The 13,565-nt window shown below is 62.6% G+C and carries 16 protein-coding genes; 15 read left to right on the top strand and 1 reads right to left on the bottom strand.

All coding sequences use genetic code 11. The features are described 5' to 3' along the window. Window positions 1–55 precede the first annotated feature (55 nt). From AC3ERS_RS16250 to AC3ERS_RS16205, 10 genes are all read left to right on the top strand, one after another. Window positions 56–493, top strand: coding sequence for a phage gene 29 protein family protein (locus AC3ERS_RS16250; RefSeq protein ID WP_431968254.1), 438 nt, complete (start codon window positions 56–58; stop codon window positions 491–493). Next, window positions 490–1,875 (top strand): hypothetical protein, encoded by a 1,386-nt coding sequence (locus AC3ERS_RS16245; RefSeq protein ID WP_431968252.1) that lies wholly within the window; start codon window positions 490–492, stop codon window positions 1,873–1,875. The genes AC3ERS_RS16250 and AC3ERS_RS16245 overlap by 4 nt, the downstream gene beginning before the upstream one ends. Window positions 1,876–2,021: 146 nt before the next feature. Then, complete coding sequence (locus tag AC3ERS_RS16240; RefSeq protein ID WP_431968250.1) at window positions 2,022–2,357, top strand: LtfC-like domain-containing protein; 336 nt, start codon at window positions 2,022–2,024, stop codon at window positions 2,355–2,357. A gap of 78 nt (window positions 2,358–2,435) precedes the next feature. Further along, a complete protein-coding gene (locus AC3ERS_RS16235; RefSeq protein ID WP_431968248.1) occupies window positions 2,436–2,786 on the top strand; it encodes a phage tail fiber protein in 351 nt (116 codons plus the stop codon). Window positions 2,787–2,808: 22 nt separating this feature from the next. Then, a complete protein-coding gene (locus AC3ERS_RS16230; protein WP_431968246.1) occupies window positions 2,809–3,309 on the top strand; it encodes a hypothetical protein in 501 nt (166 codons plus the stop codon). Window positions 3,310–3,372: 63 nt separating this feature from the next. Next, window positions 3,373–4,449: a hypothetical protein gene (locus AC3ERS_RS16225; protein WP_431968244.1), complete on the top strand. Its 1,077-nt coding sequence runs from the start codon at window positions 3,373–3,375 to the stop codon at window positions 4,447–4,449. A gap of 447 nt (window positions 4,450–4,896) precedes the next feature. Further along, the gene (locus AC3ERS_RS16220) at window positions 4,897–7,416 is read left to right on the top strand and encodes a hypothetical protein (protein ID WP_431968242.1); all 2,520 of its coding nucleotides are present in this window, start codon (window positions 4,897–4,899) and stop codon (window positions 7,414–7,416) included. Between the two features lie 182 nt (window positions 7,417–7,598). Continuing rightward, window positions 7,599–8,345: a hypothetical protein gene (locus AC3ERS_RS16215; protein ID WP_431968240.1), complete on the top strand. Its 747-nt coding sequence runs from the start codon at window positions 7,599–7,601 to the stop codon at window positions 8,343–8,345. Between the two features lie 315 nt (window positions 8,346–8,660). Next, entirely contained in the window at window positions 8,661–9,125 is a 465-nt protein-coding gene (locus AC3ERS_RS16210) for a DUF6630 family protein (protein WP_431968238.1), read from the top strand. Further along, entirely contained in the window at window positions 9,025–9,771 is a 747-nt protein-coding gene (locus AC3ERS_RS16205) for a hypothetical protein (RefSeq protein ID WP_431968236.1), read from the top strand. The genes AC3ERS_RS16210 and AC3ERS_RS16205 overlap by 101 nt, the downstream gene beginning before the upstream one ends. A gap of 97 nt (window positions 9,772–9,868) precedes the next feature. On the opposite strand, the gene AC3ERS_RS16200 is transcribed toward AC3ERS_RS16205, so the two are convergent. Further along, entirely contained in the window at window positions 9,869–10,531 is a 663-nt protein-coding gene (locus tag AC3ERS_RS16200; RefSeq protein WP_431968234.1) for a hypothetical protein, read from the bottom strand. Window positions 10,532–10,651: 120 nt separating this feature from the next. On the opposite strand from AC3ERS_RS16200, the gene AC3ERS_RS16195 reads away from it, so the two are divergent. The 5 genes from AC3ERS_RS16195 (at window position 10,652) to AC3ERS_RS16175 (ending at window position 13,481) form a co-directional block, all read left to right on the top strand. Continuing rightward, window positions 10,652–11,023 carry a hypothetical protein gene (locus AC3ERS_RS16195; RefSeq protein ID WP_431968232.1) on the top strand — a complete coding sequence of 124 codons (372 nt, stop codon included), beginning with the start codon at window positions 10,652–10,654 and terminating at the stop codon, window positions 11,021–11,023. A gap of 133 nt (window positions 11,024–11,156) precedes the next feature. Then, complete coding sequence (locus tag AC3ERS_RS16190) at window positions 11,157–11,930, top strand: N-acetylmuramoyl-L-alanine amidase (protein ID WP_431968230.1); 774 nt, start codon at window positions 11,157–11,159, stop codon at window positions 11,928–11,930. Beyond that, window positions 11,930–12,139 carry a hypothetical protein gene (locus AC3ERS_RS16185; RefSeq protein ID WP_431968228.1) on the top strand — a complete coding sequence of 70 codons (210 nt, stop codon included), beginning with the start codon at window positions 11,930–11,932 and terminating at the stop codon, window positions 12,137–12,139. Before AC3ERS_RS16190 ends, AC3ERS_RS16185 begins: the two co-directional genes overlap by 1 nt. Then, complete coding sequence (locus AC3ERS_RS16180; RefSeq protein WP_357411214.1) at window positions 12,140–12,439, top strand: hypothetical protein; 300 nt, start codon at window positions 12,140–12,142, stop codon at window positions 12,437–12,439. Between the two features lie 715 nt (window positions 12,440–13,154). Then, window positions 13,155–13,481, top strand: coding sequence for a hypothetical protein (locus tag AC3ERS_RS16175; RefSeq protein ID WP_431968226.1), 327 nt, complete (start codon window positions 13,155–13,157; stop codon window positions 13,479–13,481). The last annotated feature ends 84 nt before the right edge of the window (window positions 13,482–13,565 follow it).

Genomic DNA, 13,565 nt, shown 5'->3' with positions numbered 1-13,565 from the left:
GAAAGGTCGAACAGGGCGGTTTCGCCAAATCTCATTTCTATTGCCGGAGAGAACTATGCCTATTCCCTCGCACGAGGACTGCGATCCCAACGATCCGTACGACGCGTTCGTGTGGGCCCTCGTCGGCTTGCCCGGCCCGCGCAACTCGCCCTTGCTGGTGCACCCGGACGTGCTGCGGCAGTGGTCGAAACACCTCTGGGATCTCGGTTTTCGACACTACGCCGACGAGCAGACCAAGGAATACATCCCGCCCGCTCGTGGCGTCACCCATTGGCTCAACGGTGCAGGCCAGTGGGCCGAGAAGGGCGCAGCGCGGCCGCCGGAAACATCGGCGCCCGACGTGGCCCAGCTGACCCCGGACGAACGAGCGAACCTGGTGGAGCAGCTGCGCGAGTCGGGTGAGCTCAAGCATCTGGTCGATCCGCGCGAGCTGAACCTCAACCACGCGCAGGTCGGCGATGCCGAGAGCATCGCGTCCGGTGGTGACCGATGACGAATCCCGAGAAGAAGATTCCTCCCGGCGCCTACACCGGAAGCTCGATCCGCAACCTGCAGAAGGTCACCTGGGCGTCGGCGCAGGCCTCGATCATGTCCAATGTCATGCAGTCCTTCGCCGGCGTGGATGCGATCGGCGCGAACCTGAACTCGGCTACCAACCGTGCGCTCAACGCGGCGAGTTCGGCACAGACCGATGCTTCCGACGCGCAGGTGACAGCGAATGCGGCTCAGAGCACGTCGGCGTCCAACGCGGCGGCCATCGCCAATCTGCAAACCGACAGGACGCAGAACGAGGTCGGCGGAGCGGCGGTCACCGACAGCTTCGAGTCCTGGAACACCACGAAGTGGTCGGTCCTCAAGTGGGTCGACGGCAGTCACACCGTACCCGACATGGTCGTCGTCACTAACCAAGCCGGTATCGCGAAGAGCGGAAACACCGGCACGGGTGGCGATTTCGCACTGTACAAGACACCGCTCATGACCGACTCCCAGTCGGTGTCGTTGGTGTTGGGTCGCGCCAATCAGGCGGGCTATTTCACCGGCAGCGGTGTTCTCATCCGTGCGGCTGTGGACCTGTCGACTTTCGTTCTGGTACAGCTCGGGACCTCCAAGATCTCACTCCAGCGGGCAACGTTGATCAACGGTCAGATGACTGTCACGATCTGGGCCGAAAGAACGAATCTGTCACTTAATACCGGTGATACGGTCACCGTCGGTGCGACCGGCTCGTCCTACGAGGTCCTCGTCAACGGCGTCAGCAGACTCGGCTATCAAGACACTGCTGTCTCGTCCCCGGTCGGCGCAGGCAACCGGTGGGTCGGGTTCTACAGCGCGTGCCACGTGGATTCCGACTGGTCCGGCACCACCCAGTACTTCGGTTTCGACATCGAATCTTTCGCTGCGGCCGACACCTCGTCGCCGCCTGTTGTCGGTACCGGCTGGTCGCTGTATCGCCAGAGCGCGACGACAGTCGCGCAAAGCGCGGGAAATGCACGTTACGGAACCATTTTCGACACGGTGCGGCAGGCGAACAAGGTCAACGTGCTCAACCTTTCTTCGGGCCAGATCCAGATCACCAAACCCGGCTGGTACGTGATGAGCGTTGGCGCGCAATGGGCGCAAGCGTGCGGAGAGGGATACAACTACAACGTCTCGTTGTGGTCCGCGCCGAGTCCCGAGGGGCAGTGGAAGGTCGTTCGCAACAGCGGTGAGACCGCAGGATCTGCGGTCTATCGCGTTTCGGGAACATTCGTTGTCTTCGCGGGCGCGGGGAGTGTCTGGGCGCCGGGGTATTACATTGCCGGCGCAAATCAAATGTACGGCGATCCGTCTGGTACCCACACCTATTTCGACGGGGCGCTCAGCTCCTTCTCCTGAGTCCGGTCCGTCTGCGCGAAGCGCCTGCCCGACTGCGGCGCGCCGCCGTGTGCGATCCGCATCGAATCGGCCGCAGCTTGGCCGAATCCCTGACCGAACCTGTCCAGCGAACTCGTGGACGAGGTCGAACAAAACAGAGGAACTCTATGAGCACACCGAACGATCCCGGATACCTGGGCTATCAGCCCACCCTCCAACCGCTGAAACTGACCACGGGCGCCAGCTTCGTGCAGACCATTCAGCCCTCCGATGGAGCCGTATTTCCCACGGGCACAATGATTTCCATCGTGCTGACCGCGCCGGGAGGCGCGTCGCTCGGCGCATGGTCGGCGGTCGTCGGCTCGACCACCGCGACGTGGACCGTGCCCGCCGCGACCTGCGACCAGATCCCGACCAACTCGCGTTACACGATGCTGGTCACCTACCCGACCTCGCCTGCGACTACGTACGCCTGGTACGCGGGCACCGTCATCCGCATCTAGATCCGAATCCGAAGTCATTCCCGGCCTGCGGGATTCGACGAATCGCTGTTTCCACCTTCATCGACAAGGAGCTCGACCATGGCTATCGCCGTCACCTCGACCAAGAACGCGCTGTGCACCGCCTACGCCAACATCGCCACCACCGTCTACATCTCGGTCCACACCGCGGACCCGGGCACCAACGGCGCCAACGAGGCGTCCGGCGGTTCGCCCGCCTACAAGCGGGTCGCCACCACCTGGTCCGCCCCCGCCAACGGCCAGATCACCGGCAGCCAGGTCACCATCGACCTGCCCGCGGGCACCTACACCCACGCGGGTCTGTGGAGCGCCCTCAACGGCGGCACCTTCATCGACAAGGTCGCCATCGCCTCCACCACCCTCGGCGCCCAGGGCACACTGCTCATCACCCCGACCTTCACCATGAGCTGATCGCCGCGAATCGGAGAGTTCGATGACACCACCAGGTCAGGTGATCACGGCGGCTCTGCCTGCTCCGCCGACAGTGGCCCTTACCGTTCCGGCGACGTCCGCCCGCGCGGGGGCGCTACCGAAGACACCGGTCACCGTCATCGACGGGACGCGGGTCCCAGTCGTTCCCGCCTTCGTGTACGCGACTTTCGCGGGCGTCGCCGGTCCGGCCGCGCCGTCCACTCCGTCCGCGAGAGCAGCGGCCGCCGCTAGTGGAGCCGGTCTGCTGACGGCCGTGACGCGGTCGTCGCAATCGGTCGTCCCTGGTTTCGGCGACACCGCGTCTCCCACGGCGCGTGTGGTCGTCGGTTCCGGTGCGTCTGTGGTGCTGAACGCGTGGTTCGACGCCGACACCCGTGCTGTGGCAGCCGATGCCGCCTTCCCCGGTACCGGTGAGCTCACGTCGGTGACTGCGACGCACTGCGACGCGTTGCCGTCGTTCTTTGCCCTGGGCACCGCCACGGCAGCTGTCTCCAGCGGATAGTCAGCCCCTCGCCAGGCGAATCGGGGTGGCACTTGCCGCCTGACATTGTGCCGCGCTCGATCGATGGTCGAGCGCGGCACTTTGCTTCTCCGAGGTCATCGTCCCGCGCCTCGGCCGATACCCGGAGATCGCCGCACTCGGGACGCGAATTATTGGATACCAATCGTTTTGAAGGAGGTCGCTGTGGCGGACCCTGCATTGAAATCGGCGAGACTGCCTGTGTCGCCATCGGCTACTCCAGCTATCCCCGCGTCGCCCGCCAGCAGCTCGGCGTTGCCCTCGGCGCCGGTGGCTTTCATCGCGGGCAAGTACATTCCCGTGGTCGTTCCCTTCATCCGTGCGGACACGACGGGTGCCGGCACGCTGCTCGCGCCGACGACGGCATCTGTCACGGCACAGGGAATCAGCAGTGCGTCAGGGCAATTGGCGGCCCAGTACGCCCCGAGCCAGTCCGGTGCCGTCGGCTTCGAGAGCGGTGGTTCGGCGCGTGCGCGAGTCGCGGCGGGGCTTTCGGCGAAGGTGCTGGTTACCGCCGGATTCGGTAGTGCTGGTCGCGCAGCGGCGATCAACGCGATCGCGCGTGGCGCGGGCGAGTTGTCGGCCACCGTCGTACCGCATTCCGGTGCGGTGTCGGCGTTCCACGGCACGGCCACCATGATCGGTGTGCTCGTCCTTCCGCCCGTGTCGGTTTCCGCGCCATTGACAGGTGGCGGCAGCCTGACGGCGACCGCCGTGCCCGGTTTCCGGCCGTCGGGAATGAACAAGAGCGGGACCCAGCCCGGGCCCGCCACCCAGAACGCCTGGGTGCAGGTGATCAACTGGACCGCGGACACCGCGAACTATCCCGGCTCGACCGTGGATACCAATGCTTTGGTGAGCCAGGGCGCGCACGCCTCGGCCACGATCGTCGGCAGTGTCGGCTGGACGGTCGGAACGTTTGCGAACGTGATTGCCGTGCGCCTCAAGAAGAATGGCACGGTCATCGCCACCGGCACATCGGCCAATCCGGCCACCGCGAGCGCCACGGTCGCGGTAGCCGCGGGCGATCGGATCACGCTCGAGGTCACCGATACCAGTCAGTGGCCCTCATTCTCGACGGCCACGATCAACGCGGCCAATACCTATCTGCGGATCACCTGATCACCCTGGCCGCTCCCACCCACTCTAGGCGTGCGGCCGTTCTCCCGAACGACGCAACTGCGCAGCTGCTCGACGGTTTCGGCGGCCGATGTCTGCTCGGCGGATTCGACGCCCCTTGATCGGAGGCGATGAGCCGTGTCCGACGACCGCTTCCAAATACTGCCGAACTGTCGGTATCGGACACACCGGAGCTCGCTGCCCCGCCATCGTTCTGCGCCCGGGGTATCGAGCTTCGACGCACTCAGCTGGAAACCGGGTGCGCCCGAAGTCGGCGAACGGCCGCGAGCACGCCACTTTCCGGCTCGTGACAGGGCCGGTCAATTGTCCTTTCCGTCGTAATCGTCAGGCCGAATTGCGCACTGCGGCCGCCCATCTGAGATCGGCTGGCTCTTACGGCATTTCGAGTCGGATTCGGCGCGCCTGAAACCTTTGAGGAGGCGATGAGCCGTGACAGATATCTACGGCCTGCCCGACACCACTGGCCGCAAGGAAGGCGATACGTGGACCACCACGTTGCCCGACGGGCGAACCGTAGTGAACACGATCCCTGCAGGTAATGGTAATCAGACTGTCGACCAAGTCATTACCAATCCTGATGGCAGCACTACGAACTCGCGGGTCGCGGGCAACGGACTGGGAGGGTGGCAACGGTGGAACGACGACTCGTCCGGCACATCCTCATATGCAGGCAAAGACACGCAAGGTAGCGAGGTCTACGGCCAGCACTTCAATCCAGGAGCATCGACCTCGGGCAGGCCGAGTCACGAATTCGGGATGTCATCCGACTACAAGACTACGGCCACCGCGTCCTACGACCAGCAGGGCAACAGGATCGGCACCGACCTAGGTGTCGCGAACAAGAACGGCCTCTACGACAACGTCCACGTCGACAACTACGGCAACAAGACGTTCTCGGCCACCACCCGAGACGGAAATGGCGGGCTGGTCAGCACATTCACTGGTCAGATCGACAGCGACGGTTATGGCTGGCGGACAGTAGACGGCAATAGGTGGGAAGTCGCACCGGACAGCCAGGGCAAGCCGGTCCTGACGCGCACCCAGCCGACCGATACGGGTGTGCACCTACTCCGCATGGATGAGAGCGGCAAGCTCACCGACGAATTCCGTGGCAACAAGCCTGGTGAGTGGTACCGCGACACAATCACCACCGACGCCGAAGGCAAGACCACCATTTCCCGCCTTGATGTCCACCTCGGGGTCACGGTCTATGACATCGACGGCAACGTCCTCAGCCGCCAGAAGCCGGCCGACAAACGGACCCGTACCGAAAAGATTGTCGACACAACCTACGAGGTCGTCTACGGAGCGGGTCGGGCATTCTTCGGGTTGACCGACCTGGGTGCCGCTGCCAACGTTCTACTACCTGGCGATCCTCTGGTGACCTCGGACGACATCGCCGGAGAGACCGTCGAATCGTTGAAGCCCTTGTTCAAGGGCGATGGCCATGAACGTTGGCAAGCACTTCAGGCGATGGTGGCGGGAACGAACACCGATGAGTTAGCCGAAGACAGCACAGTATCGATAACCAAAGGCGTCCTGACCGCCGCCACTTTCCTCATCCCTGGCCCAAAAGGTTTGGGTGCGTTCAAGCGCGGCGGGCGCGCCGGCGAAGAACAACTGATCAACAAGATGGTCGGGGCCGGCAAGAGCGAAGCCGAGATCATCGACGCTCTCAGAGAATTACGGGCGCTACAAGAGACGCTGAATCCCAGGAGGAGCGGCGAGGGCGAGTGGCTGACGGCTGAGGAAGTCCTCGCGGCGATCGACAATGCTCGAACCCCGAGAACCGGCGGCCTCGACGGTGCTGGCAGGCGCGAGGGTGATCCGAACGCGAGTGAAGGCTCGCATTTGGACGACCGTGCAGGCACTGATCTGCCTGGTGAGCCAGGGCGGCATTGGCCCGTTTCGGTGGTCGACATCCATCCACCAGGGATTTCGAAAGCTGAGTGGAATCGTAGGCTGGAACTGGCCACGCCACCGGCCTCGCACTCTGGCATGGAGCCGATCTCGCCGGACGGATCGAACCGGTGGGATGACTCGAATCTAACGGGCCGGGAATCTTCTGGTGCCAAGGGCTTCGTCGGTGATGCGCTTACTCGAGCAAAGCTCGAGCTCGATGGATACGAAATCATTGCGACAGGCAACGAAGTAAACATCATCGCGCCCGGTGTCGGTAAGGATGGATTCAAACCGGACTTCATCGCGAGAACTCCGGACGGCAAACTCGTATTTGTGGAGTCCAAGGGATGGAATGCCGACTATCAGCCGAACCAGCGTCCCGGATATACACACTATCAGAGCGGCGATCAGAGGCTCCAGTTCGAACCAAAGAATGTGGAGTTGAGAAAGAGGCTCGAGGACGCGGGCTTCGATCCTGACGATGTCGTAGTCGACAGGGTCGAAACGATTCGATGGAACGGCACTGGGAAGCAGTGGCCAGGTGAGGTCGCATACCGGCCCAGCGACGCAGTGCTGGCCAAGGCGGCAGAGGAGTTCAGCGAAAACTACAGTCCCTTTGTTCGTAAGAACAAGAAAACCAAACAGTTGGAGCTGACGAATTCCAAGCTCCTTGCATGGAATGCTCTTGCCGAGGAACTCGCTCTGCGAGATGCGGCTCAAGGGCGGCATGTTCAGGCAATGATCACTCGAGCCCGCCAGGCCGCCACCGATTTCATACTTCGCGCAACGGGGCAGGTTGTTCCGGATGCTACGGACGCGTTGGCGAATGGAGGATTTGTTGCTCGTAGCGACCTCGGCCTCGCTGCCACAACAGTCGTTCCCCTGTCTCCGCCTGTGGGGTCAGTCGATCCGTTTCGCGGCGCTTACTCCGGTCGCCGCCGGTGGGCGAATCAGTCTCTGACGGTAAATATCCACGACGGAAATGACCGCCCGGGTAATGCTGTACGGGCAGAGGAACTCCACTCCTTGACCTATGCTGCGGCTTGATGGTGCGTAGGCCGATGGGGTGGCGCTGTAGGATTGGGCCCCAGATCGGCCTGAGAGGCTCGGTTCTGCCGGTTTGACAGGTGGCGACATCGGGCTATCACGACAAGGTGATAGCAAAATGCCATGACTGTCTTGGTCCTATCCGTAACGGTCGGAGTTGGATCCATAGGAAGGTGGGGTAGATGGCCCAGCGTGGACGCCCGAACACTGCTGCGATGATTATCGATAAGTTGCGGCAGGCGATAGCCGTCGAGGGGTACGTCTTATACGCGACCTTCGAAGTCGGCGACGGTCAGCGCGGTTCGCCGGCTGCGCATAAAGTCTGGTTCGTCAATGACGGAATCGGTATTCCGGGCATGACCAAGGGGGCTATCGAAGCGCTGGTGGTCGACGATCCTTCCAGCGAAGGCGTTAGAATTTCAGGGTATGCCTATCTGCTGTCGGACGCCGTTGCGGAGGTTGTGAAACAGCTGCCCGTCACTGCTTTGGACAGCAGCTACAAGCCTGCGGAGTACTTGAACTTCAATTACCTCCAAATGGTGGGTTTCGGATCGCTCGATACGCCACGGAAGATCGATCGAACATTTCACATGTTCGATGTTGGTGGTGACGGCGTCGACGAATTCGTTCGCTACGTACGGGGTAAGGTCCGCGACTGGTTCGATCAGCGTATCAGTGTCGATCAGCTACTTATTGTCGCGCGAGAACCAACTCATCAGGACAGATTCAATCCCAGCCCTCGTCTGCTGCGTGGTGTGGCGGTCCTTGCGGTGCTGAGCGGGCGCCCGCGTCAAGCAGTCGAATTGCTCGGCTGGTACCTCGATAGAGAGAAGGTCGGGCGCCTGGACTCAATAGATCGTGCAACGCTTTTCGAGCAAGAGTTGGGTAACCTGTTGCCTGACTACTCGGCCGCCAAGGGAAGCAACTAGCGCCCAGACCGGCTGAGGCGAGTAGATATCGCCTGCGCGATCCAGGTGGCGCAGGCGGTTGCGGAGTGGCGTGTGGGCCCTACGACCGGACGATCCCGGCAAATGCGGAACAGCTGGCCCGAAAGCATGGGCTGGCTGAGATCGCAGGGGTGGATATCGTCCTCTTCTGTGACACGCAGTTTCCCCGGTATGCAGACCTCAGAAGTTGACACGGAGTGAAGTAGTAAGTCTGTAGCGGAGTTTGCGCTGCTGACGACATTGCGGTTGTGAGGCCGCTGCTAACTGCAGTGCCAATTTGGAGATGAGGAGGACGATATGAGTCCCGGGAACGCGCAGGAGTCCATGGTCTCGATCGCGAAGCTGCTGGCACCTGACGAACCGGATGTGGTGCGGGGAGTTCGGGCTGCTACGGATGGAGATCCCTGGAGTGCCTTGATCCGTGCGCTCTCGGCGCGAGGGCTCGCTGCTGTGTTCGATTGGGAAGAGGATCCGGGTGAGATTCGATCCTTGCTGGAAGCGCTGCCTTCATACCCTGACAACCTCTCGTGGAGTTGGTACGGAGCATATGAGTCGGACGGATTCGACGTAACCACATCACAACCAGCTTCTGCGCACCCCGTATTCGCGCGGATGGAAACGAAGACGTCCTGGCCGGTCGGCGGGACGCGGAGGTATACCGATGACGGTGAACGAGCACGATCGTATCGACCAGGTCTCAGTTGGGCCGGATGGCCGGTTGGCGTTGGTGATGGTGGAGGAGCGGTCGTATCGCGATGGTGATGTCGCGGTGTTGTGCGAGGACTTTCGTCGGAAGATGAACAGTTATGTTCACGCGGTTCGGTCGGGTTATGCGGAACAGTTGGCCCGGGAGCGTGGGCTGGCTGAGGTCGCCGGGGTGGATATCATCCTGTTCTGTGATACGCAGCCACCTGCGGTAGTGGAACAGATAATCGGCCTGGTGAATCGCGAACTGTCCGATGAAGGGATCGCCGCGCGGTGGGAGTCTTGGGCGCCCGACGCGGTCGGTATCGATGTCATCGAGCGTGCCCTGGTTACCGAGGCCGTCGAAATGATCGGCGACGGCTGGGATTTCGCGCTCCTGTGGGTGACGGTGGTTGGTGCTTCGGGCGCAGCGGGCGTGCAGGTGCGGCGGGTCGACGGGACGGTGGACAACGTGCGCCCGTCCGAGGGTCTGCTTCAGTTGCTGACCGAGCACAAGCGTGCTTCGTATGACGCGGAGACCGGAACTTGGTTGAGCGGCCAGATTTCGATCGCTGATCCGGACCGCTATCGGGCGGCGTTTTCGAACTCGGAGATTTCCGAGTGGATGCCCTCGCCATCCGTCGATGATTTGCGTGCGGAGTTCACAGCCTTCAGCCGTCCGGGCAGTGCGATCCCGGACTGGGTTCGACGACAGTTGTCGTAACCGTCTCGCAGTGCGACGGGCAGGGACGTCGGCGCGGTTACGTACGTTGGCTTCGCTCTCGAATCCGTCTGTCCCGGAAAAGTCACGAACGGGCGAGTCAAGCGAGCACGGTGATCTTGGAACCGCGGGGAAGTTTGCGGTTCTCAGAGAACCCGGTGAGATTGCCTGCGAAGGTAATTGGGACATCGAACACGTAGTCGATGCCGTCGCTGCGACTGTTGTCGTCCCACGCCTTTGCGAGGAGAGCGGCGAACTCTACTGGAGGTTCGCCCTCCCCGAGAATGTGATTCGGCCCCTCTGCCTGTGCCGAATCGTGGATCACGCTCCAAATTCGCTGCCCGCCAGTCCATGCCGCGACACCGCTGGTGGATCCGTAGGACGATTCGTAGCAGGCGATTACCTCCGACTCGGCTATCCCGCTCGAAAGTTGTTGGAGTGCATGCATCTTGGCGAGGTAGCCGGGCGGTTCGACTTCGTAGTCGATCACCACGTACCACCCATTGCGCATAGTCGCCCCTGCGAACTGTGAAGTGCCGGGAGTGTGGTGGATTCCGGTGTCGTGAAGACCCAGTTGATCTAGTACGGCCTGCGGTGTCCCGCTTCGCACAGCAACCCAGGAGAGCATAGATCCCATAAGGGAGAAGTTAGTCGAAGTGCTCGACAGGATCGCCTCGGCGATCAGCGGGGCCTCGGCCGAGCCGACTCTGCGAAAGTCCCGATCGGGCATCCCCGGGACCACATCTACGAACTTCAACGGCATGCCCCGAAGCACCGCCATGTGCGGTGGAACGGGTGCACCGACGGAGCACCACGCGCGACCGCGCGGTGGTGGGTTCGGCAGGGAGCGTTTCGCACCTGCCCTGATCATGGGAGTTGTTCCATGACAAGAATTGTTCGCATCCCCATCGTCCCGAGCACGGAGTGGACCAGCATCGAGGTGCCCGCGGGTGGCCAGCTCGTGTGGGCCGAGCCGGGCGGCGGGCTAGTTGTCGGCGGTTTCCCCGGCGGCGGTGTCCCCAGCGGTATCGCCACCTACTGGCGTACCGAGGACTTCACGTTCGGCATCGAGCGGTGTCTGATCCGCCAGGGTTCCCGGACTGATCCGACGTCGCCGGGGGAGGAACCCAGTGAGTTCGAGTACGTCGAATCCGGCCTTCAGGGCGCGATCCCGTTCATGAACACCGACTACCTCCTGTGGTGGAAGAAGAGCATGTACGACGCCTTCCCGCCGAACGCGGGATCGGGCGAGTAACAAGCCCGAGTCGAAGGCGTCGGCGTGCTGGGCCGTCGGCGCCTTCGCCGACGCGAATATCGCGTCCGCACAGCTATTTCGATGCCCGCGGCGACTTATTCGTCCATCGAACTATTGGAAAGGCAGGACAGCCATGTCTTGGACCGGTGATCCCGTCTGGTTGGCGGACGTCCTCCGTGAGGAGGGTTTGGGTGTGGTCGAATTCCCCGGCTGGCGCGAGCGCGGGCACGGCGATTTCGGTGAGATCTGGGGCGTCATCGCCCATCACACCGGCGGCTCCAATACGCCGACATCCGAAATCGCTTACGGCTTTGCGCATTTGGAGGGGCCGTTGTCGCAATTGCATCTCGACCGGGATGGCACCGTCACGGTCGTCGCCGCAGGTGTTGCCTGGCACGCCGGGGTAGGCCGCTGGCCGGGGCTGCCCGAGGACGACGCGAATTTCCACACCATCGGCATCGAAGCCGTGAACAACGGCACCGAGGGCTGGTCGCGCGAGCAATACGACGCGTATGTGGGCTGCTGCGCGGCGATTCTGCGCAGGCTCGGCCACGGGGCCGATCGGGTGATCGGCCACAAGGAATGGGCCGGATCCAAACAAGGCAAGTGGGATCCGGGCGGTATGGATATGGACCAATTCCGCGCCGATGTCGCGGAACGATTGAAAGGCGGTGTGCTGGTGGCACTTTCCGACTTGGAACAGCGCGAACTGCTCGACAAGCTGCGCCGGGTGCACTTCGAGCTGACCTACGGATTCCAGTCTCGGGTGGCCGATTCCGAGTACCGGGACACGGTGGCCGGCTATGTGCTCAATTCCGACGCCGCCGACTATCGCAACGAGCAGCGTCTGAAGGCGCTCGAACTCAAGGTCGACCGTCTGCTCGACGCCATGGAAGGAAAGATCTGATGTTCCTCACCAAACTTCCCGAGCCCGCGCTGATCCGCTCGGTGCTCGTCGCGATCACCGGGGTGATCGCCTTCGTCGTCGGCCATCGGATCGATGTCTCGTGGATCGAGTCGGTACTGACGATCTACGGCCTGCTCACTCCGGTGATCGCGGGCGCAGTCATTCGGCCTGCGGTCACGCCGGTCGATCGGCAGGACGGCGGACGATGAATGGCGCAGAGCTGGTTGAGTCCGGAATTCGTGCAGGCGTTCGGCGCCGCCGCGGCCACGGTGATCGGCGCCGTCACCGCCTGGCAGGCGCGTGAAGTCGCGAAACTGCGCGCTCGCATAGAGACTCTGGAGAGCCAGGCGGTCGATGACAAGAAGCGCTTCCGTGACGCCATCCGCCTGATCCGCGCTCTCCAACAGCACATCGACGAGCTGCGCGGCTTCCTGCGCCTGCACGTTCCCGGCCAGGAACCTCCGGCGGCCCGCTACGAGATCCCACCCTCGTTGCAAGAGGAACTCTGAGCGCCTCCCCGCCTGACCTGGACTGCCCCGTCTCCCCGCTGTGGAGGCGGGGCGTTTTGTCGTTTCCAGGCGACCTCTTCGCAACGCGCCCGCACGCCTCGCGGTGGCCGCAACCGCTGCGAGGCGTGCGAAGTCGTTGCGAGGACCTATTCCGGAATCGTGTACCGGGGGCCTCGATCGAGTAGTGATCGCGGAGGAATTGATTTGCAAACCTCGGACTGAGTCTTGCAAACCGTGGGAATGCTGTCGAAAGGCTTGCCGGAATTGTTCCCAGTATTCGCCCAGGTGAAACGTTACATATCGATTTTGTGAAATAGATCTCACTACCGGATTTGGGCTCCGACCCGCCAGTAACTTCGCGGGCTTGTGGTCGGCTGAAGGTCTGGCGTCGATGGTCGGCGACGAGGATGGTCCGTTCGGCAAGCTGGCGGCTTGCGTCCGGATTGCAAGGTATCTGCCCTAGTAGGACGGCGTGGCGCGGCGATGCGCTCGCGCTGCGGATTTAGCCGTTCGGAGGGCGATATCGACCGCGGTAAAGCGTGAGCCGTCCGATTGCGAACCTTTCATCCCGAGTTGCTCGCAAAATCGGGGTTACTCCCCACCGTTTGAATTGCAACCGGTTCATCGTTAACACTCGAACCCCTGTGATAGAACAATCCCGTCGGCCGCCAACGGGTTGCCGACGGAGGATAACTTCCAAGGGGATATTTCGAAGATGAAGATCATTCGTTCGTTCGGTTTCGCTTTCGCCGCCGCTGCCGGAATCGTGCTGGCAGGCTCCGGGCTGGCCGGCGCCGAGACCACCGGTTCGGCGGAGTTCACGACCCAGTTGGTCGAGGCATTGGCGACCGGCTCGGCCGGCGCCACGAAGTCGACCGCGGCGGAGACCGGTTCGTCGGAGGCGCTGACCGCGCTGGCCGAGAACCTGGCGACCGGTTCCGCCACGAAGCCCACCGCCTCGGATGCCGGTTCCTCGGAGTCGACGACCAAGCTGCTGGAGACGCTCATCACCGGTTCGGCGAACCTCGACCTGACGAAGTGAGCGCATAGCTCGAATACGCCCCGCCTCATCGAGGCGGGGCATTTTTTCGTTTCGGGAAGTCCTCGAGTTTGCTGAAACACTACT

It is taken from the genome of Nocardia sp. bgisy134 (genome assembly GCF_057708325.1).
Note: the sequence above shows the minus strand (reverse complement) of the source record. Positions and strands in the feature narration are given on the sequence as shown.